Annotated in this window: 20 protein-coding genes and 4 pseudogenes; 11 read left to right on the forward strand and 13 right to left on the reverse strand. The window is 69.5% G+C overall.

Going from position 1 to position 18,276, the window contains the following annotated elements; genetic code table 11:
- Positions 1–47: 47 nt before the first annotated feature.
- Complete coding sequence (locus ACFV7R_RS38440) at positions 48–1,391, reverse strand: Mucin-2 (RefSeq protein WP_385272647.1); 1,344 nt, start codon at positions 1,389–1,391, stop codon at positions 48–50.
- Positions 1,392–1,692: 301 nt separating this feature from the next.
- Between ACFV7R_RS38440 and ACFV7R_RS38445 the strand changes: the two are divergent.
- Positions 1,693–1,937, forward strand: a pseudogene (locus tag ACFV7R_RS38445) (LexA family protein); the annotation flags it as partial.
- A 20-nt stretch (positions 1,938–1,957) separates the two neighbouring features.
- Here ACFV7R_RS38445 and ACFV7R_RS38450 read toward each other — a convergent pair.
- Positions 1,958–2,209: a DUF6207 family protein gene (locus ACFV7R_RS38450; protein WP_385272650.1), complete on the reverse strand. Its 252-nt coding sequence runs from the start codon at positions 2,207–2,209 to the stop codon at positions 1,958–1,960.
- 96 nt (positions 2,210–2,305) lie between these two features.
- Between ACFV7R_RS38450 and ACFV7R_RS38455 the strand changes: the two genes are divergently transcribed.
- The gene (locus ACFV7R_RS38455) at positions 2,306–2,665 is read left to right on the forward strand and encodes a hypothetical protein (protein WP_385272653.1); all 360 of its coding nucleotides are present in this window, start codon (positions 2,306–2,308) and stop codon (positions 2,663–2,665) included.
- Positions 2,666–2,718: 53 nt separating this feature from the next.
- On the opposite strand, the gene ACFV7R_RS38460 is transcribed toward ACFV7R_RS38455, so the two are convergent.
- The gene (locus ACFV7R_RS38460; RefSeq protein ID WP_385272656.1) at positions 2,719–2,949 is read right to left on the reverse strand and encodes a hypothetical protein; all 231 of its coding nucleotides are present in this window, start codon (positions 2,947–2,949) and stop codon (positions 2,719–2,721) included.
- 298 nt (positions 2,950–3,247) lie between these two features.
- On the opposite strand from ACFV7R_RS38460, the gene ACFV7R_RS38465 reads away from it, so the two are divergent.
- Complete coding sequence (locus ACFV7R_RS38465; protein WP_385272659.1) at positions 3,248–3,784, forward strand: hypothetical protein; 537 nt, start codon at positions 3,248–3,250, stop codon at positions 3,782–3,784.
- Positions 3,785–3,989: 205 nt separating this feature from the next.
- Positions 3,990–4,397: a hypothetical protein gene (locus ACFV7R_RS38470; protein WP_385272662.1), complete on the forward strand. Its 408-nt coding sequence runs from the start codon at positions 3,990–3,992 to the stop codon at positions 4,395–4,397.
- Positions 4,398–4,509: 112 nt separating this feature from the next.
- Here the strand turns inward: ACFV7R_RS38470 and ACFV7R_RS38475 are convergent.
- The 6 genes and pseudogenes from ACFV7R_RS38475 to ACFV7R_RS38500 form a co-directional block, all read right to left on the reverse strand.
- Positions 4,510–4,704: pseudogene (locus ACFV7R_RS38475) on the reverse strand (transposase); the annotation flags it as partial.
- An 88-nt stretch (positions 4,705–4,792) separates the two neighbouring features.
- The gene (locus ACFV7R_RS38480) at positions 4,793–5,605 is read right to left on the reverse strand and encodes a tetratricopeptide repeat protein (protein ID WP_385272665.1); all 813 of its coding nucleotides are present in this window, start codon (positions 5,603–5,605) and stop codon (positions 4,793–4,795) included.
- A 353-nt stretch (positions 5,606–5,958) separates the two neighbouring features.
- Positions 5,959–7,650, reverse strand: coding sequence for an alpha/beta hydrolase (locus ACFV7R_RS38485; protein ID WP_385272668.1), 1,692 nt, complete (start codon positions 7,648–7,650; stop codon positions 5,959–5,961).
- Positions 7,651–7,830: 180 nt separating this feature from the next.
- Complete coding sequence (locus ACFV7R_RS38490; protein WP_385272671.1) at positions 7,831–8,658, reverse strand: sulfite exporter TauE/SafE family protein; 828 nt, start codon at positions 8,656–8,658, stop codon at positions 7,831–7,833.
- Between the two features lie 169 nt (positions 8,659–8,827).
- Entirely contained in the window at positions 8,828–9,199 is a 372-nt protein-coding gene (locus tag ACFV7R_RS38495; RefSeq protein ID WP_385272674.1) for a TniQ family protein, read from the reverse strand.
- Positions 9,200–9,308: 109 nt separating this feature from the next.
- On the reverse strand, positions 9,309–9,953 hold the full coding sequence (locus ACFV7R_RS38500) for a class I SAM-dependent methyltransferase (protein WP_385272677.1): 645 nt from the start codon (positions 9,951–9,953) through the stop codon (positions 9,309–9,311).
- Between the two features lie 66 nt (positions 9,954–10,019).
- Between ACFV7R_RS38500 and ACFV7R_RS38505 the strand changes: the two genes are divergently transcribed.
- From ACFV7R_RS38505 to ACFV7R_RS38515, 3 genes are read left to right on the forward strand one after another with little or no spacing between them, the layout of a single operon-like run.
- Positions 10,020–10,442: a MerR family DNA-binding protein gene (locus tag ACFV7R_RS38505; protein WP_385272679.1), complete on the forward strand. Its 423-nt coding sequence runs from the start codon at positions 10,020–10,022 to the stop codon at positions 10,440–10,442.
- Complete coding sequence (locus ACFV7R_RS38510) at positions 10,423–10,728, forward strand: hypothetical protein (protein WP_385272682.1); 306 nt, start codon at positions 10,423–10,425, stop codon at positions 10,726–10,728. Before ACFV7R_RS38505 ends, ACFV7R_RS38510 begins: the two co-directional genes overlap by 20 nt.
- Complete coding sequence (locus ACFV7R_RS38515) at positions 10,683–11,006, forward strand: YnfA family protein (RefSeq protein WP_385272685.1); 324 nt, start codon at positions 10,683–10,685, stop codon at positions 11,004–11,006. Before ACFV7R_RS38510 ends, ACFV7R_RS38515 begins: the two co-directional genes overlap by 46 nt.
- Before the next feature lie 100 nt (positions 11,007–11,106).
- Here ACFV7R_RS38515 and ACFV7R_RS38520 read toward each other — a convergent pair.
- The 3 genes and pseudogenes from ACFV7R_RS38520 to ACFV7R_RS38530 form a co-directional block, all read right to left on the reverse strand.
- A pseudogene (locus ACFV7R_RS38520) lies at positions 11,107–12,197 on the reverse strand (ArsO family NAD(P)H-dependent flavin-containing monooxygenase).
- On the reverse strand, positions 12,194–12,964 hold the full coding sequence (locus ACFV7R_RS38525; protein WP_385272688.1) for an aquaporin: 771 nt from the start codon (positions 12,962–12,964) through the stop codon (positions 12,194–12,196). Before ACFV7R_RS38525 ends, ACFV7R_RS38520 begins: the two are co-directional and overlap by 4 nt.
- 39 nt (positions 12,965–13,003) lie before the next feature.
- Positions 13,004–13,312: an ArsR/SmtB family transcription factor gene (locus ACFV7R_RS38530; protein WP_385272691.1), complete on the reverse strand. Its 309-nt coding sequence runs from the start codon at positions 13,310–13,312 to the stop codon at positions 13,004–13,006.
- Positions 13,313–13,404: 92 nt separating this feature from the next.
- Here ACFV7R_RS38530 and ACFV7R_RS38535 point away from each other — a divergent pair, with 92 nt between their 5' ends.
- The 4 genes from ACFV7R_RS38535 to ACFV7R_RS38550 all read left to right on the forward strand — a co-directional run bounded on the left by ACFV7R_RS38535 (position 13,405) and on the right by ACFV7R_RS38550 (position 16,673).
- Positions 13,405–13,818 carry an arsenate reductase ArsC gene (locus ACFV7R_RS38535; protein ID WP_385272694.1) on the forward strand — a complete coding sequence of 138 codons (414 nt, stop codon included), beginning with the start codon at positions 13,405–13,407 and terminating at the stop codon, positions 13,816–13,818.
- A complete protein-coding gene (gene trxB / locus ACFV7R_RS38540; protein WP_385272696.1) occupies positions 13,815–14,798 on the forward strand; it encodes a thioredoxin-disulfide reductase in 984 nt (327 codons plus the stop codon). The genes ACFV7R_RS38535 and trxB overlap by 4 nt, the downstream gene beginning before the upstream one ends.
- A gap of 20 nt (positions 14,799–14,818) precedes the next feature.
- Positions 14,819–15,142 (forward strand): thioredoxin, encoded by a 324-nt coding sequence (trxA, locus tag ACFV7R_RS38545; RefSeq protein ID WP_385272698.1) that lies wholly within the window; start codon positions 14,819–14,821, stop codon positions 15,140–15,142.
- A gap of 82 nt (positions 15,143–15,224) precedes the next feature.
- Positions 15,225–16,673: an FAD-dependent oxidoreductase gene (locus ACFV7R_RS38550; RefSeq protein ID WP_385272700.1), complete on the forward strand. Its 1,449-nt coding sequence runs from the start codon at positions 15,225–15,227 to the stop codon at positions 16,671–16,673.
- Between the two features lie 66 nt (positions 16,674–16,739).
- On the opposite strand, the pseudogene ACFV7R_RS38555 reads toward ACFV7R_RS38550, so the two are convergent.
- Positions 16,740–18,256 (reverse strand): annotated as a pseudogene (locus ACFV7R_RS38555) (CoA-acylating methylmalonate-semialdehyde dehydrogenase).
- Positions 18,257–18,276: the final 20 nt, after the last annotated feature.

Below are 18,276 nucleotides of genomic sequence, written 5' to 3' on the forward strand. Positions count from 1 at the left end.
CCCGTCGTCATGCGGGCACCCCGGCCTCGTCCATGACCACGGCCATCTCAGCCGGGGGAAGGGCCGGGTTGGCACCCGCGCTGGAGGCCAACTCGGGCAGGGCGAGGGCCTCCAGGAGCCGGGGGAGTGGCAGGCGCGAGTCGCGGGCCGCCGCCTGGCGCGTCCAGACGTCCGGGTCGTGGCTGAGCCGCTCGATCAGGTCGGGGCCGGCGGCGGGGTCGCGGACTGCCAGCTGTCGGTATTTCCCGTCCGGATGGTCCGCGAAGCGGCCGGCGAGCGAAGCGGCGATGGCCGGTCGCCATCCAAGCGGAGAACGTCCCGCCGAGCCGTGCGTACACGCTCATCAGGACCTCCTCCGGGGTGTCGGGGTGATGCACGGCCAGGTGGGTGCGCACGACGACATCCGTGTCCGCGGCCAGAAGCCGCAGGAGATCGGGCGGCAGATGGGGGCTGCGGGCCGCGGCGCGGCGCAGCAGAGGATGGGCGGAAGTCGCGGCCTGGTGCAGCACGTCCTGATCGGCGATGCCAGCCGCCACCCAGTCCACATCGTCCCGTGAGTGGGGGGCCACTGTGAAGTCGATCGCCGCGCGTTGGGCTTCGGTCAGCTCGGGCCGGAGGGAGACGGCGAGCCGCACCCTCTCGTCGGGGTCGACGGCGAGACGGTCTCCGAGGTCGGCCGGCAGGGACGGATTACCGGCGAGTTCGACCAGGTGGACGCCCTCGGCGAGGAACCGCTCGGCGTCCGCGCGATTGAGAACCCCCTGGCTCAGCGCCTCGGGCAGGGCGGCGGGGTCGCGGAGCAGCGCCGCCGTGAGCCGTGCATCGTGAGGACATGCGCACAGCGCGGCAGACCGCCGTACCTCGGGGTCGGGGTCGTCGAGCAGCGTGGTACGCCCGTCCGGCGTCAATTCGTCCCAGACACGCAAGGCGGCATGTCGTGCGGCTGGCTCAGGATGTCGGACCAGGGAGGCGAGGAAGGACGGCGCCAAGTGGCGCGAGTGCAACAGCGCGCTCCGCACGGAGGGTTCGGGATCTTCCAGGAGACGCCCACACACGGCGTCCGGCAGCGGACGGACCTTCGTCCGGTGATTGTGGGTCCACTCGGGTCCGTTTGCGACGGCGGCCCGCACCTTGGGCGAGGGGTCGTCCGCGAGCCGGGCCCGCTGCTCGGCATCTGCCTGGCCGCTCGTCGCGAACTGGACTCGCGCGTTCAGGACCGGGTGGGTGAGGACAGCCGCCACGGCCGGCTCGGGCAGCCCCGGCCGGTGGAGGGCTTGGAAGGGAGGGCCGTGGCCCCCGCCGTCGAAGGCGATCAGTCGCAGCAGCAGCGGTGTGGGAAGGGCCGGGTTGGCGGCGACTCCGTCCAGCGCGGAGGAGTAGAAAGCGACCATGTCTCAGCTCCCCCACCCGTCGCTTCGCACGCAGCCCTTTCGGACGCCTACGGGGCGTCGACCTCGCGGGGCAACGGCCGTCATCCTGCCACGGACCAGACTGCCCCCGCACGTGATCACCGAGAGCCCACACCGCGTCAGGTAGATGTCTTCACCGCACGCCAGACCGACGATGCGGACAACGGAAGAACCTTGCCCAGGACATGCGAGCGAACCCGCGCCAGACTCAACGCGACAGGGCAAAATTGCCGTCGGTTCCCACTCAGAGTCCTCCGAGATTCGGCGAACTCGTCGGTTTCCGGTGTCCGGCGACTCCATGATCGACGCGGCGATCTGCGGCGGCGACATCGTGACCGTCAGACGGCAGGACAGCGCCGACCACGGCGACATCGTCGCCGCGCTCCTGGAGGACGAGGCCACCATCAAGGTGCTGCGCCGGCAGAACGGGCGGGCGTGGCTCATGCCCTGCTACCCGTCCTACGCGCTGATCCCGGCGACCCGGCGCAGATTCTCGGCAAGGTCGTCGGCGTCCTGCGCCTTCTCTGAACAGCCTCGACGAAGTCGCCTTATCCTGCAGCGACTTCACCCGCAGCCCGCTCCGACGAGGAGGCCTCCTCAAGGACCTGCCGCAGATCGGTGTACATCCGCAGCCGCATCCCGGGCCGGCCGGCATCCCGGGTGGTGCGCTCGGCGGTCGAGGTCCCCCAGGTTCGGGCGATCGCGGCCTGGAAGGCCAAGGCGGTGGCATCGTCGAAGCCCGCCACGTCGATGAGGAGGGGGCCGGGTTCGGACAGGTGCGCTTCTCGAATCGGGTCCACGTCTGTCAGTACGTGTTCGTGTACGGCGGGTTCTGCTCAGGCTCCGGATTCACCTGACTGGGTGAGTTGTCAGTGGTGACGTCTACCGTCCCTGGCATGACCAGTTCGCCGAACTCCCATGAGAGTGCATGGGTGTTGGAGGCCATCATCCGGACAGCGCCGACCGCCGATCCTCAATGGCAGGAGCAACTGGGCAGGCTCCGCACGATCGCCACGTACGATCCTGAGACCCCGACGTGGCATGCCCGCATCGGCGCGCTCGACCTGGCGGGCGTGCAGATGCTGCAGACTCTCTTCGACGCCGCGCGCGTCCACGGCACCGAGGTGCGCCTCACGCCCGTGGCGGTCCCGGCGTACTGGGACGGCGCCGTCTTCACGCGGGGGCCGGACGTGGCTGCTCTGCTGGAGGCGCAGGCCGACCGCGGTCGGCCGCTCGGTCAGCTGCCTCTGGCCTGAAGTGCCTGAACGGAAAATCCCCGAGGCAGTGGGCATGCTGGCGCGTTCGTAGGTCAGGCGGAGGCGAGCCGGCACGCGGCGCGCCCAAAGGCCACGGCCGGCGGCCGGTGGTGGAAGGAGAACCAGGGCTGCCCCAGTCCCTGGATCGCGAGACCGACGGCGCAGCCGCGCCGCACGACTCGTTCATCACGAGTGATCTGCCGCGGGAGTGTTCCGACCGTTTTGATGTGGTCGTACCGCGTCGTGCTGTTGCTGTCGAACCAGTTGCTGCCGTCGATTGCCATGGGGTCTCTGTACTGCGCTGCCCCCGTGGTCTCCACGGCGATACCACGGCTGCTCGCCCGCCCGGGGAGTCTCCAGTCAGTTCTGGCCATGCCGGAGGCCCTGCTCGAAGCCCTCGATGTCCTGTACCACCGGATCTTGAGCGTGTGCCGTCGAAGGTTGAGTGGTGCAGGGCACCTTCAGCCGGTCTGAGTACGGCCGCCCAAAGGCCTTCATCGGGATTCGTCAGAACCTCGGATCATCGGCGGGCTACTGTACGGACACGCTGTGCTGCGCACGGTCAGCTGAGGAGGGAATCCTGTGTCATCGTCCTGCGACCCCGAGCACGCTCCCGCCGGCGATGTGGGTGCAGCGCTCATGATGATCGACTCTCGGCTCAAAGCCATCTACGACGGCAAGACCCAGACCGACGCTGAACAACAAGCGCTGACCGACCAGTTCGCCGGGTCCCTGGGCCCCGGCGGAGTCGATGACGTGCTGGACGGCGTGTGCACGCTCATCTACATGTTCATGCAGTGGCTGCGGATGGCCTACGAGGACCACGGCAAGGACGTCATCGAGTGCGTGGTGCCCAACCTCGTGGCCACGATGCGCATGATGCCCAAGAGCGTCCGTCCCGAGGCCATTCCCACCATGGCCGGCCTGCTGGTCGCTGCAGGCACCGGCCTGAGCCCCAGCCTGTGGCGCAAGCAGTACGGATCCTGGACCAAGGACGAGATGAATCCCCTGGAAGCCACCGCCTTCCTGCTCGCGGAGCACATCAACCGACTCACCGACGACCGCGACTTCGCCACCCGCATGATCACCGAAGCTCTGTCCAGTGCGGACGAAGGCTGACGTGCAACCTCCCCAGGTGATCAACTTTCAGTGGCAAACGGTCAAGGTTCCGTGACACGGAACACCCGATCGTGCGTACTGTGACTGATTCCCCAATCGTCTTGTCAAGCAGCCAAGGAGGCGGCAGCACGCCGAAGAGGGCCGATACCGCGTCCCTGGCCGCCGCGGGAGCATGGTTGTCAGAGCCCCGTCGGACAATGCATCCGTGAGCCTGCACTACGAAGTGGTATTCGCCTGTTTTCTTCGGGATGGCACGCCCGAGACCGTCCTGGCCGCGCTGCAGTGGCACACAGGCGCAACCGCAGACCGTCCGCCGCACCTCGATGCGAACGAGCACCCCTATCCGCTGCTCGTCCTGAGCCCAGACAGCTGGCTTCCGGGCGGGGACTTCGCGTCCCTGCAGCGCCAGTCGCGCGGAAACCGCGATGCCTGGGGCCTGTTCACTCGCAACTTCTGGCTGGACGACGACATCGGTGAACTCGTCACGATCCTGGACCTGCTGGCGCCCCACGTTGAAGATCCCGGATACGGCGGATACATCCGCGAGGAGGACGACGGCAAGCCGTCGTTCTTCACGTTCCACGACGGAGCCTATGACTTGCAGACGGAGTGACTTCGGCCCTTGATCCGGCCGGGAGCCACGAACGTCCCGCGGCGGTTGTGTGCAGCGGGGGTGGCTCGGGAGTCCATTGTCGTTGGTCCCGTATGAGAGCCCGTAGGACGTCGAGCCGACGGTGGTAGCGGTGTGGCCGGCGCATGTTGCCGCTGATCCGGTCTGAGTCACGTGGGACCGGTGCGAGACCGGCGACTCCGGCGAGGCGGCCCGTACTGCCGAAGGCGTCCATGTCCCCGCCGGTGCGGGCGATGAACTCAGTCCCCAGCAACGGTCCCATTCCGGGCATACTGGCGATCACGTGCGCGACCGTCGCCCGGTTCATCGCGGCGGCCGGATGAGCTGCCCACGGTTGTGGCCTGCGGCTCGCCCAGAGGGAGGCGTTGCGCGCCCGGTCAAGTGCCGTCGATGCGGTCGAGTAGCGCCCGAGCCTCGATGGTGCGGCGATGGTCTGGGCCGAAGGAGGCCAGGCAGGCGTCGTGAGCCGCTGCGGCCTGGAGGCGAGCTTCGGTACCGCGGCGTAGCCCCAGGAGGGCGGTAGCCACGGCCAGTTCGATGGCGCCGGTCTCTGGGCGGTGATGCTCCGCGGGCAGACTGCGGCGCAGCTCGTTGGCGCGCTCCGCCTCGGCGAGGGCCTCCTCGTGGCGGGCCTGGCCGTTGAGGCTGCGTGCCAGGCCGAGCCGCAGGACCAGGGACAGCCGGTCCGGTTCGCGAAGGGCGGCCAGGGCCTCGCGGGCAAGCGCCTCGGCCTCCGGGCGGCGTCCTTGTGCGTTGAGGGCGAAGACCAGTCCGTTGCGGGCGGCCGCCGCTATGACCTGCATCTCCGGTCCTGTACCGCGGGTCGCGGCCCGGGCGACGGCCGCACCCTCTGCCTCACACTCGGCGTGCCGACCGAGCGCAGTCATCTGCTGGGCGCGGTCCGAGCGCAGCTTCAGGGTCTGCCAGTGATCGGCTCCAAAGATCCTGCCGAAGGCCGGCAGCGCTTCGTCGTATGTGGCGAGGGCCTCGGCGTGGTGGCCCTGGGCACCCGTCGCGAGCGCGGCGATGCTCAGTGCCAGTGGTGCGTACATGTCGTCGCGTGGCCGCGACCGGGCCACGGCGCGGGCCTCGGCCTCCGCCTCGGCGTAGCGCCCGGCCTCGTACAGGGCCTTGGCCCGGGACACGGGGGATCTAGACGTGCGTCTGGCGCGCGGTCGGAAGAGTTTCATGGCCGGAGGACATGGATACTGCGCGTGCTGTTCGGCAAAGGGTCGGGAATTGGTCGGCGGCCCCTGACGACCCGGGGCAGGCAGGCAGTGCGAACTCTCAACACACCGCTTCGAAGCGAGTCGTTGAGCAGCAAACGAAGCGCCGGATGGGCCAACTGGGGTGCGCAGTGGCCACCTAGCGTGCTCAGTCACATTGAGTGTCCTGTGACAGCGAAGCTTGAGTGCGTGCCACCGAAGTTTGAGCAGAGCAGGGGTCCTCCGAGCTGATCTGGGTGGGTTCTTACGCGGTGGGGAGGCATGCCAGATGCATGCCTGTACGGGAATGGGGCAAGCGCTCGTGCCCCGAGGGCGTATTACGAGCAGGTCGTGCCGTACCCAGGGGTCGTGCCGTCGAGGAGGTACGTGTTGACGGCCCTGGTCGCGCAGCGGTTGAAGGGGTACGACCCGTGGCCCTCGGCCCGCACCGTCAGCAGAACGCCGACCTCCTCGCCCAGCTCGCCGGCCATGCGCTTGGCGCCCCCGTACGGCGTCGTCGGGTCGCCGGTGTTGGCGACGACGAGGATCGGGGAAGCGCCGTCCGCGCTGACGTCGGGGGTGGCGCTCTCGCCTTTGAACGGCCAGTCGTAGCAGAGGTAGACGCCAATGGCCCAGGTCTCGCCGAAGACGGGGGAGGCCGCCTCGATCCGCTTCGTCATTTCCTCGGATTTGGTGAAGCCGGGGCGCAGGTTGGAGTCGGCGCAGGTTATCGCGACAAAGGCGGACGTGCCGTTGCCGCCCGAGGTCTTGCTGCGGGCGCTGACGCCGACCCCGGCGTCAGCCCGGGCGCGGCGGCTCTGGGTGTCCGGGCCGTGGTCGTACGCCTCCTCCAGCAACTTGCTGCCGGTGCCCCGCTCCATGACCTCGCGGAGCGCCTTCGCCAGCGGCCTCCAGCCTTCTTTGCCGCGGTCCAGGTGGTTCGCGATGGCGTGGGCGGCGAGACTGTCGTCGAGTTCCTCGTCGCCGTCGGTGGGCGCGGGCTTCTTCTCGAGCTTGTCCAGCAGCTCGATGACGCGTTGGCCGGCCTGCTCGGGGCCGCTGCCGGTGGGGCAGTCGTCGTAGGCGTTCGCGCAGTGTTCGGCGAAGCGGTCGAAGGCGAGCTGGACGGCCTTGACCTGGCTGATCTCGCCCTGCAGGCGATCCAGCGTCGGGTCGATCGGGGCTTCGAGCACGAGTCGGCCCACGTTCTTCGGGAACAGGTGGGCGTAGACGCCGCCCAGCCTGGTGCCGTAGGAGACGCCGAAGTAGTGCAGCTTCTCGTCACCGAGGAGATAGCGCATCAGGTCCATGTCGCGCGCCGTCTGCGAGGTGCCGACGTACGGCAGGAGCCCACCGGAGTGCTTCTCGCAGGCGTCGCCGCCCTCGTACTTCTTCTTCCCGCAAATCACGGGGGCCGTCCCGCCGATACCTCGCGGATCGAAGCTGACCAGGTCGTAGCGCTCGCCCAGCGGGGCGTAGTCGCCCGCGAACCTGGGGAGCCCCACGACGCCGGACTGGCCGGGGCCGCCGAAGTTGAGGAGGAGGGATCCGATCCGCTTCCGCTCCGGTCCGGTGGCCCTTTTCCGGATCATGGCGACGTCGATCGTGTCGCGGCCGGGCCGCTCGTAGTCCAACGGTGCCTTCATCGTGGCGCACTCCCAGCCGTCGCCCGGGGCATCACCGCCACCCTGCGCCCCGGATGGTGCCGGGCAGGCCGACCAGTCGAGCCGCTGGCCGGCGGTGAAGGCCGCGGGCAACCCCGGTGGCGGGTTCGTCGCCTTGCGCTCGACCCGGCGGGTCGCCTCGCCGCCCTCGGTCGACGCGGACGGACCCGAGCCCGAGCCCCCGATGACATCGCACCCGGCCCCTGCGGCCACCACGACCACGATGGCGATGGCGAGCGGGCCCGCGGCAGCGCGGCGGCGCAGAGCGGCGGCCACCACAGCAAGCCGCGAGCGACCACCGACCCTGTCCGCCCTCGTGTAGAAACCCCAGGTCAAACGCCTCGAGATCCAGATCCGCGTACGCATCCGCGAGTCCCCCTGCCCCCTGACACACCAGAACGCCGTGCCGCTCAAACTTCGATGGCACGAACCTACTGATCATCATTCTTCGATGGCAATTGATCAAGCTTCGCTGTCGCTGGACATTGGTGTGGCTGAGCGCCACAGTTGGCCATTCTGAGCGTCACAGTCGGCCAGGCCGAGCGGTCATGCGGTCGGGGTGGCATGGCGGGCCACCTTGACCGCTGAGATCAGCAAGATGATTGCGAGCACGGGGATGAGGACCACCTCGGGGATCACGCCGAGGAGGAGTCCGCCGAGGAGTGCCCCAACGATCGAGCCTGCGGCCATGAAGGCGGTGAAGCGCAGGTTGGCGCCAAGGACGGCGAAGCTGCCGTCGCGGCTGTAGCGGGCGAACGCGACGAGCATGGTAGGCAGGGACACCAGCAGGGACAGACTGCCTGCGATCTTGATGTCGACGCTGTACAGCAGAACGATCGTGGGGATCAGCAACTCGCCACCCGCCACGCCCATGATCGCGGCGACCACGCCGATGCCGAACCCGGCGGCCACGCCGGCCACTGCCTGCACCGAGCCCGGCAAAGCGAGTGATCCCAGTGCGGTGGTGTGGGCGAGCACGAGCGCGGCGGCCATGCCGACCATCAGGGTCGCGAGGACCTTGTAGAGAGTGGCCGAGCGCATCCGCACGGCCCACGAGGCGCCCGCCCACGCTCCGAGCAGGCTGCCGGCCAACAGGTTGATCGCAACTGTCCCGTGGGCGCCCAGGTCCGTGAAGGACACAGCGGCCAGCCTGGCAGGGAGAGCGGTGATCACGACGGCCAGGCTCATCGCCTTGTTCAGGATGACGGCCGACAGCGCCGCGAATCCGAACAGGCTGATCAGCAACGGCAGCCGGAATTCCGCGCCGCCCAGGCCGATCATCCCGCCCAGCACGCCGATGGCCGCTCCCGCACCGAACGCCAAGGGCGTCGAGTGCGTCGGGCGTGCGGGAGCGAGGTCCTTGTCGGTGGCCATAGCGGGCATTTTCGCTGGCAGCCGTCCCGGGCCGCTACGGCCCATCCCCAGCTTCGAGGAAAGACACCGGAACGCACTCAGGATTCGTTCGGTCCTCTGAAGCATCATGGGCGGCCAACTGCGGCGCTCGGTATGGCCAACTATCGCGCTCAGCGGCCAACTGGAGCACTCAGTTGATCTGTCGCAGCGAAGGTTGAGCGATTCTCATCGAAGTTTGAGTGGCCTGGGTCACTCGTGTTCGTTGGGTTCGGCTGAACCGTTCTCTTCGGAGAAGCGGAGGGACAGCTTCGTGACGGTGGTCAGCGGGATCGGCTGGGCCGGCATCCGCAAGGGTTTTCGCCAGGACCTCCGTCGAGCGTCCGCTGAGGGCGGCGAGGCGGCTCAGCTGGGGTCTCCGGCCGGTTTTGTGGGGCGGTGGCGTGAGATGTTGCAGGAGATCGCTGGGCCTGAGGTGGTTGGCGCGGGCGAGTCGCTGGATGTAGTGATCGGTGGTCTCGCCGAGCCGGGGACGGACGTTGATGGGGAGAGGGACGAGGGGCAAGGGCAGGTGGTCGGTCGCTGTCGGCGTCCGCGGTTGTCGGCGCGGTGAGGATGCGGCCGATGGGCACTGTCACTGAATGTGGTCGGCCGCAGCCGGACCACTGACGGGGCTAGGACTGACGGCGCGCGAAAAGGACCGCCCCTGGAACGCTGTCGTCGGGGTCGAGCAGTATCTGGGCCTCGATCGTGAACCCGGCATCGCGTAGCCAGGCCGCCACTTTGTCAGGCTGGCGGCGGTGGACGTAAACGTTCATCGGGTGACCGCCGTAGCCCTGGGTCTTCAGCCTTGACTGGTTGCCGACGTGAAAGCCGAGCAGAAGTGGTCCGCCGGGACGCAACACCCGCCGGAAGTGCCCGAAGACCGTGGGGACGGCATCGTCGGGGATGTGAATCAACGACCAAAAAGCGAGCAGGCCGGCGACCGAAGCATCGGTGAGGGGGAGGTCCGTCATCGAGCCCACTTCGAACCGCAGGCGAGGGTGGTCACGCCGAGCGACGTCGATCATCACGGGGGAAAGGTCGATGCCGAAAGCATCCACACCCAGCTCGTGGAGGTGAGCGGTGACGTGTCCAGGCCCGCAGCCCACGTCCGCCACCGGTCCGCCGCCAGCGGCGTGGACCAAGTCTGCGAACAACGTCAGAGTCGCCCGAAGATACGGTTTCCCGGCCAGAGCCTCGCGTATTTGGTCGGCATAGTTGACCGCGACCGTGTCGTAGGAGGTCCGGGTGTCTGCCAACCAGCCGTCCGTGTTCATGGCCCGACACAGTAGTCGAGTGATCAGGATGACGAACCAGATCAACGATGAATCAGGCCAGGCAACTTGAGAGGGGGGCCGGATCCTTCGAGATGGGACAGCTGGTCATCTGCGCCTCGGCGCGGCCTGCTCGCCGCACCCGAGCGCAGCAGCGGCGGGCATCGCCTCTACAGGGAGGAGGCGGTGACTGTCCTGCGGGTGATCAAGGCCGCTCAGCGTCTCGGCTTCACTCTGGAGGAGGTGGCCGAGCTGCTGGAGGCCGGGCGCCACCGGCACGGCAGACCGGTCCCGGGCCTTCAGCAGCGGGCATGCGAGAAGCTCGCCGAGGTCGACGCGAAGATCGCCGACCTCACCACCATCCGCACCACCCTCACCGCAGCCCTCGACGCGGGATGCGACGACCTGACCGCCTGCTCCGCAAGCCCCTGCTGCCCAATCCCCTTCACCGGCCTCGCCGAGGAGAACCGCCATGCCGGCACCTGCTGCTGACCCGCGCACCAAGCGCATCCCGAAGGCGCTCGCGGGCCTGGCCGGACTGGCCTGCCTGGCGTGCTGCCTGCTACCCGCCCTGATCATGGCCGGTGTGGTCGGCGCTGGGGCCTCGGCCGTGGTGGGCCGGCTGCCGGCCATCGCCCTCGCCCTGGCCGCACTCGCCGCAGCGGCGTGGTGGTACTCCCAGCGCCGCGCCTCCGGCTGCTCCTGTGCACCGAAGGCCACGATCGGTGAGGCATGCGGCTGCGGGCCCCAGCAGATCGACGCCCTGGGCCGTCGGTAGGGGCCTGGCTGGTCTGGCAGGGCATCCGCGAGCACAAGGGCTGGATCTGGGCCGGCGCCGGCGTGATCGCCCTCGGCCTCTACGGCGTGGTGGCGACCTGGCAGAACGACGACAACTTCGGCCGCATCCTCGCCGCCTACGGCGGCATCTTGGTCGCCGGCTCCATCGCCTGGGGCATGATCGCCGACGGCTACCGACCCGACCGCTACGACGTCATCGGCGCGGCGGTCTGCCTCGCCGGGATGGCCGTCATCATGTACGCGCCCCGCAGCAGCTGACGCAGTCGGCACGTTCGGGTCCACGCACCGGTCGTCCTGTGCTCCCTGCTCAACCAGACCTCGCAGGTCCATGCCATGAGAACATCCCGTCGCCTCGGCCCTACCCGAGCAGGGAAGCGATCTCGCGGGCCGCTTCGCGGGCGGGGCGGCCGACGCCGATGAGAGTGGCGGAGGCGGGGCCGGTCCAGTCTCCGTAGCCGAGCAGATGCAGCCGTGGCTCGTCCGCGGCCCGCGTGCCGGCGGTGGCGATGTGGCCGCGTCGGCCGCGAAGTCGGAGCGGCGCGAGGTGGGCCAGGGCGGGCCGGAAGCCGGTGCACCAGATGATCGCGTCCACCTCGGCGCGGGTGCCGTCAGCCCATTCGACGCCGCCGGGGACGATGCGGGTGAACATCGGGCTCGCCTTGAGCAGGCCGCGGTCGCGGGCCTCGCGGACCGGTGCCACGGCGACGATGTCGCCCAGGGAGGCGACGCCGCCGCTGTCGGCGCCTCCCTGGTCGAGGGCGCGATGGGGGTCCCCCCGCTCGAGCGAAGCCGAGAGTGGGGGAGGGCGGTGGCCGCGTCGAACAAGGCGCGGCCGTCGATGTCGTCCGCCAGGAAGCGGGGCGGGCGCTGGGTCACCCAGGTCAGCTCGCTGTCGTACGCCAGGTCGGCGGCGATCTGGGCGCCGGAGTTGCCGCCGCCGACCACGATCACGCGGCGTCCGGCCAGGTCCTGAGGCTGCCGGTACTCGACCGTGTGCAGCTGCTGCCCGGCGAAGCCCCCGTGTCCCGGGACGGCGGGCAGGAAAGGACGCCACCAGGTGCCGGTCGCACTGATCACGGCGCGGGCGTGCCAGGTTCCGGAGTCGGTCTCCACACGCAGGAGTTGACCGTCGCGATGGACACCGAGAACGCGTACCGGCCGCTCTACGGGAAGTTCGTATCGCTTCTCGTACTCGGCGAGGTACTCCACGACGTGCTGCGCGTCGGGGTACTCCTGGCCGGTCTGCGGCGGCATGAGGCGGCCGGGCAGCGAGGAGTGGGCGGCTGGTGAGAACAGGTGGAGGGAGTCCCAGGTGTGCTGCCAGGCTCCGCCCGCTGTGGTCTGGGCGTCGAGGACGACGAAGTCGATGCCAAGGCGGCGCAGGTGGTATCCGGCGGCGAGCCCGGACTGGCCGCCGCCGATCACCACCACCTGCGAGGTGCGTGTCACGCGGCGGTTTCCCGGCCGGGCGTGAAGATGAGGGCCACCAGCGCCAGTCCGACCACGGCGCCGATCAGCTGCATGCCTGTGAAGCCCACGAGAGAGCCGGGCGCGATGCCCGCGAACGTGTCGCTGAAGGTACGGCCGATGGTCACCGCGGGGTTCGCGAAGGACGTCGAGGAGGTGAACCAGTACGCGGCGCCGATGTAGGAGGCGACAGCCACAGGGGCGAACCGCAGTTGGTCGGTGCGGGCCAGGCCGAAGATCAGCAGGATCAGCCCGGCGGTGGCGACGACCTCACCCAGCAGCAGGTGCCCGGCGGACCGGTCGTGCGTGGACCACTCCACCAGCGGCTCGCCGAACATCGCGTCCGCCAGGATCGCGCCCGCGATCGCTCCCACGATCTGCGCGGGGACGTAGACCGCCGCCTCGCGGATCGTCACGCCCGCGCCACCGCGCCGGCCCGTCCACCACTCGGCCAGCGTGACCACGGGGTTGAAGTGCGCGCCGGAGACCGGGCCGAGCAGGAGGATCAGCACGCCGAGGCCGAAGACGGTGGCCAGGGAGTTGGCCAGCAACTGCACCCCGACGTCCTTTGTGAGCTCGGTGGCCTGGATACCGGAGCCGACCACCACCGCCACCAGGGCCGCGGTGCCGACCAGTTCGGCGGCGGCCCGGGCCGCCAGCGGCCTGCGCGGCGGGGTGGCGCCCGGAGCGGGCTGCGGCTCGACGGCAGGTATCGCCGACTCGGCGGCGGATTCGTGCGTCGCGGTCAACAAGGACTCCTTGGTGCAGTCGCCAGGGGCGGCGAGGGGTCAGGGGCAGGACCGCTTGTTGTCGGCGGCGGTGCGGGCGGACTCGGCCAGGTCGGCGAACTGCCCGGCAAGGGAGGCGATGACCTCGGGCTTGAGCCGGTAGTAGGTGAACCGGCCGCACGGCTCTGTCTCCACGACCCCGGCCTCGCGCAGCACTCTCAGGTGGTTGGAGAGGTTGGTCTGCCGGGCACCGGTCTCCTCCACCAGGTGGGTGGTGCACAGCATCTCTTTGGCGAGCAGGATCACGATCTGGAGCCGGAGCGGGTCGGCCAGAACCCGGATCAGGTCAGTGTCGACTGACGTCATCATGTGCTGATACTGTCACATCAGTGGTAGCTGACACCACCGGGTGCTGACATCATTCGCACCTGATGCCGTCGTGAGACAAGAGAGAGCCTCCGATGTCCGACAAGCCCTCCGTGCTGTTCGTCTGTGTCCACAACGCCGGCCGTTCCCAGATGGCCGCCGCGTGGCTGACCCACCTGGCCGGGGACCGCGTCGAGGTCCGCTCCGCCGGCTCCAACCCGGGCGAGCACGTCAACCCGGCCGCCGTCGAGGCCATGCGTGAGGTCGGCATCGACATCTCCGCCGAGGTGCCGAAGATGCTCACCGTCGACGCGGTCAAGGAGTCGGACGTCTGCATCACCATGGGTTGCGGCGACACCTGCCCGGTCTTCCCCGGCAAGCGGTACCTGGACTGGCAGCTGGAGGACCCGGCCGGACAGGGCGTCGAGGCCGTGCGTCCGATCCGTGACGAGATCAAGGTGCTGGTCGAGAGCCTGATCAAGGAGATCGCGCCGGAGCCCCAGGCATGAGCGCAGCGGCGGACATACGCAACGTCATCGTCATCGGCTCCGGCCCCGCCGGATACACCGCCGCCCTCTACACCGCCCGCGCCTCCCTGAAGCCGCTGGTCTTCGAGGGCGCGGTCACGGCCGGCGGCGCGCTGGTGCAGACGACCGAGGTGGAGAACTTCCCCGGCTTCCGCGACGGCATCATGGGCCCGGAGCTGATGGAGAACATGCGGGCCCAGGCCGAACGCTTCGGCGCCGAGCTCGTCCCCGACGACATCGTCGAGGTCGACCTGACCGGCGCCGTGAAGACCGTGACGGACAGCGCGGGCACAGTCCACCGGGCCAAGGCCGTCATCGTGGCGACGGGCTCGCAGCACCGCAAGCTGGGCCTGCCGGGCGAGGACGCGCTGTCCGGCCGGGGTGTGTCGTATTGTGCGACCTGCGACGGCTTCTTCTTCCGCGAACACGACATCGTGGTCGTCGGCGGCGGCGACACCGCGATGGAGGAAGCCACCTTCCTCTCCCGCTTCGCCAAGTCCGTGACCATCGTCCACCGCCGTGACACCCTGCGTGCCTCCAAGGCCATGCAGGACCGCGCCTTCACCGACCCCAAGATCTCCTTCGCCTGGAACAGCGAGGTCGCCGAGATCCACGAGGACGGCGGCAAGCTCGCCGGGCTCACCCTGCGCGACACCGTCACCGGCGAGACGACCCGCCTCGCGGCCACCGGGCTGTTCGTCGCCATCGGCCACGACCCGCGCACCGAACTGGTCACCGGCCAGCTGGACCTGGACGGAGAGGGCTACCTCAAGGTCGCCTCCCCCTCCACCCGCACGAACCTCCCGGGCGTCTTCGGCGCCGGCGACGTGGTCGACCACACCTACCGGCAGGCCATCACTGCCGCAGGCTCCGGCTGCGCGGCCGCCCTCGACGCCGAGCGGTACCTCGCCGCCCTCAGCGACGCCGAAGCCGCGGGCGAACCCGTCACGGCCGCCGTCTGACCACCTTCCGGAGCAATGTCATGGCTCTCAAGAACGTCACCGAGGACACCTTCGAAAAGGACGTCCTGAACAGCGACAAGCCGGTCCTGGTCGACTTCTGGGCCCCCTGGTGCGGCCCGTGCCGCCAGATCGCCCCCTCACTGGAGGCGATCGCCGCCGAGCACGCGGACAAGATCGAGATCGTCAAGCTGAACATCGACGAGAACCCGGCCGTCGCCGCCCAGTACGGCGTGATGTCCATCCCGACGATGAACCTCTACAAGGGCGGCGAGGTCGTACAGACCATCGTCGGCGCCAAGCCGAAGGCCGCCCTCGAACGCGAACTCGCAGATCACCTCGCCTGACGTGCGACGCCGGTGGGGCGCTTCCAGCGCCTCACCGGCCCGTCTTCTTCTCCTTCTCCGACAGATCTGACGGAGGTACCCGGTGGCCGGCAGAAGCATCGTCGCCATCGGCGGCAGCGACGCCGGCATCAGCGCGGCCCTGCGCGCCCGCGAGCTGGATCCCGACAGCGAGGTCACGGTGGTGGTGGCCGACGCCTACCCGAACTTCTCCATCTGCGGCATCCCCTACTACGTCTCCGGCGAGGTCAGCCACTGGAGCGACCTGGCTCACCGCACCCTGGCGGATCTGAAGGCCACCGGCATGCAGGTGCGCACCGATACCCTCGCCACCGGTATCGACGTGGCCGGCAAGCGGCTGGCCGTGCGCGACGCCGACGGCCGCACGCAGGAACTGCCGTACGACGCACTGATCGTGGGCACCGGCGCGGTCAGCGTCCGCCCACCCATCGAGGGCCTGACCGGGCCCGACGCCCTCGGCCCGGCCGACGGCGTGCACCTGCTGCACAGCATGGGCGACACCTTCCAGATCATGCAGACCCTCGCCGCACGCCACCCCAAGTCGGCCATCGTGATCGGCGCGGGCTACATCGGCCTGGAGATGGCCGAGGCCCTGACCACCCGCGGCCTGACCGTCACGCAGATCGAGGCCCTGCCTGAGGTCCTGCCCACCGTCGATGCGGAACTCGGCGCACTGGTCCGCGCCGAACTCGACCACCATGGCGTCGAAGTGCTCACCAGTACCCAGGTCACCGCGATTACCCGCGACGCCTCAGGCCAACTGCTCCGGGTCCGTGCCACCGGCCCGACCGGTAAGACCTTCACCCGCGGCGCGGAGCTGGTCCTGGTCGTCGGTGTACGCCCCGACACCACACTCGCTGCCGCCGCTGGAGCCCGACTCGGCGTCCGGGGCGCGATCGAGGTCGACGAGTACATGCGCACCTCCCTGCCCGACGTGTACGCGGCCGGAGACTGCGCCGCCACGCACCACCGCCTGCTCGGCAAGACCTGGCTGCCGCTGGGCACGACCGCCCACAAGCAAGGCCGCATCGCGGGCGAGAACGCCCTCGGCGGCCACCGCTGGTTCGCCGGCAGCCTCGGCACCCAGGTGGTCAAGGTCTTCGACCTCGTCGCCGCCCGCACCGGCCTGCGCGACCACGAAGCCGCAGCCGCCGACCGGGGCTGGAGCCCGGCGACCACCGCGAGCCGCCCCGACGACCACAAGGCGTACTACCCCGGCGCCACCCCGATCGCGATCCGCGTCACCGGCGACACCGAAAGCGGCCTCCTGCTCGGCGCCCAGCTCGTCGGACGGCGTAGCGCGGAGGTCTCCAAGCGCGTCGACACCTACGCCACCGCCCTCTTCCACGCCATGCCGGTCGATGCCCTCAGCGAACTCGACCTCTCCTACACCCCGCCGCTGGGCTCCCCATGGGACGCGGTCCAGGTCGCGGCCCAGGCATGGATGACCGAGCACCACCTCGACGTGCAGGTGCTCAGGTTGCCCAGCGCCGATGCCCGTATACAGCTCTGAGCGCCCGTTCCCGAGCGCCGGGCTGCCTGCCGGGCGGGTGACGAGGCGAGGTTTTCGCAGGGGGCGTCAGGAGTGGGTCGGCATGGCGAAGTCGGCCCGCACCTGGCTGTCGTTGGGCCAGCGGGTGGTGGCGGTCTTGTAGCGGGTGTAGAAGCGCACGCCTTCGGGCCGTGGATGTGGTGGTCGCCGAAGAGGGACCGCTTCCAGCCGCCGAAGGAGTGGAAGGCCATGGGCACCGGGATCGGTACGTTGACACCGACCATGCCTGCTTTGACCTTGGCCAGGAAGGTGCGGGCCGTGTTCCCGTCGGCGGTGAAGACCGCCGTACCGTTGCCGAACTCGTGGTCGTTGACCAACTTCAGCGCCTCGGCGAACGACTGGGCGCGCACCATCGCCAGTACCGGGCCGAAGATCTCCTCGCGGTAGATCCGCATCTCCGGGGTGACGTGGCCGAAGAGCGAGCCGCCGAGGAAGAAACCGCCCTCGTGTCCGGGGAACGGAGTCTGCCGGCCGTCGACGACCAACTCGGCGCCTTCGTCGACGCCCACCCCGAGATAGCCGGCCACCTTGTCCCGGTGGACCTTGGTGACCAGCGGACCCATCTCGACCCCGGCCTCGGTGCCGGGACCGACCTTGAGGTCGGCGAGGGCCGCGACAAGCCGCTCGCGCAGGGCGTTCGCGGTGTCCTCGCCGACGGGGACGACGACCGAGATCGCCATGCAGCGCTCGCCCGCCGAGCCGTAGGCGGCGCCCATCAGCGCGGCGACGGCCTGGTCGAGGTCCGCGTCGGGCATGACGACCATGTGGTTCTTGGCTCCGCCGAGCGCCTGGACGCGCTTGCCGTTGGCGGTGGCCGTCTGGTGGACGTACTCGGCGATGGGCGTCGAGCCGACGAAACTGACGGCCTCGACGCCGTCGTGCGCCAGGAGGGCGTCCACGGCGGTCTTGTCGCCGTGGACGACGTTGAACACGCCCTTCGGCAGACCGGCCTCGGTGAGGAGCTTGGCGAGTTCGACGCTGAGGGTGGGGTCCTTCTCCGACGGCTTCATCACGAAGGTGTTCCCGCAGGCGAGCGCGACAGGGAACATCCACATGGGGACCATGGCGGGGAAGTTGAACGGTGAGATGCCCGCGACCACACCGAGCGGCTGGCGCAGCGACACCGCGTCCACGGCGCGGGCGACGTTCTCCGAGAACTCCCCCTTGAGCTGCTGGGGGATGCCGCAGGCGAACTCGACGACTTCGAGTCCGCGGATGATCTCGCCCTTGGCGTCGTCGAGGACCTTGCCGTGCTCGGCCGTGATGATGGCGGCCAGCCGGTCCGTCTCCCGTTCCACCAGGTCCCGGAACCGGAACAGGATGCGGGCTCGGACGTGCGGTGGGGTGACGGACCAGGTTTTGAACGCTTCGGCGGCGGCCCGGACCGCGGCGTCCACGTCCTCGGCTGTTCCCGGTGCGACAAGGCCGGTCACCTGGCCGGTGGCCGGGTTGTACACCTCGCTGCGGTGCCGGGCGCCGCGGTCGTCGACACGGCCGTCGATGTAGTGGTCGATGTGTACAGGGGCATGTGCTGTCGTGGTCATCGCGGCTCCTCAGCGTGGGG

Origin of the sequence: Streptomyces sp. NPDC059866 (assembly GCF_042731325.1) — a bacterium.
Lineage (GTDB): Bacteria > Actinomycetota > Actinomycetes > Streptomycetales > Streptomycetaceae > Streptomyces > Streptomyces flavusporus.

Coding starts and splice junctions, on each gene's coding strand:
- ACFV7R_RS38460 (WP_385272656.1), bottom strand. CDS start 2,949: ATGGCAATCGACGGCAGCAACTGGTTCGACAGCAACAGCACGACGCGG.
- ACFV7R_RS38530 (WP_385272691.1), bottom strand. CDS start 13,312: ATGATGACGTCAGTCGACACTGACCTGATCCGGGTTCTGGCCGACCCG.
- ACFV7R_RS38440 (WP_385272647.1), bottom strand. CDS start 1,391: ATGGTCGCTTTCTACTCCTCCGCGCTGGACGGAGTCGCCGCCAACCCG.
- ACFV7R_RS38500 (WP_385272677.1), bottom strand. CDS start 9,953: ATGAACACGGACGGCTGGTTGGCAGACACCCGGACCTCCTACGACACG.
- ACFV7R_RS38455 (WP_385272653.1), top strand. CDS start 2,306: ATGACCAGTTCGCCGAACTCCCATGAGAGTGCATGGGTGTTGGAGGCC.
- trxA (WP_385272698.1), top strand. CDS start 14,819: ATGGCTCTCAAGAACGTCACCGAGGACACCTTCGAAAAGGACGTCCTG.
- ACFV7R_RS38490 (WP_385272671.1), bottom strand. CDS start 8,658: ATGGCCACCGACAAGGACCTCGCTCCCGCACGCCCGACGCACTCGACG.
- trxB (WP_385272696.1), top strand. CDS start 13,815: ATGAGCGCAGCGGCGGACATACGCAACGTCATCGTCATCGGCTCCGGC.
- ACFV7R_RS38480 (WP_385272665.1), bottom strand. CDS start 5,605: ATGAAACTCTTCCGACCGCGCGCCAGACGCACGTCTAGATCCCCCGTG.
- ACFV7R_RS38535 (WP_385272694.1), top strand. CDS start 13,405: ATGTCCGACAAGCCCTCCGTGCTGTTCGTCTGTGTCCACAACGCCGGC.
- ACFV7R_RS38515 (WP_385272685.1), top strand. CDS start 10,683: ATGCGGCTGCGGGCCCCAGCAGATCGACGCCCTGGGCCGTCGGTAGGG.
- ACFV7R_RS38510 (WP_385272682.1), top strand. CDS start 10,423: ATGCCGGCACCTGCTGCTGACCCGCGCACCAAGCGCATCCCGAAGGCG.
- ACFV7R_RS38485 (WP_385272668.1), bottom strand. CDS start 7,650: ATGCGTACGCGGATCTGGATCTCGAGGCGTTTGACCTGGGGTTTCTAC.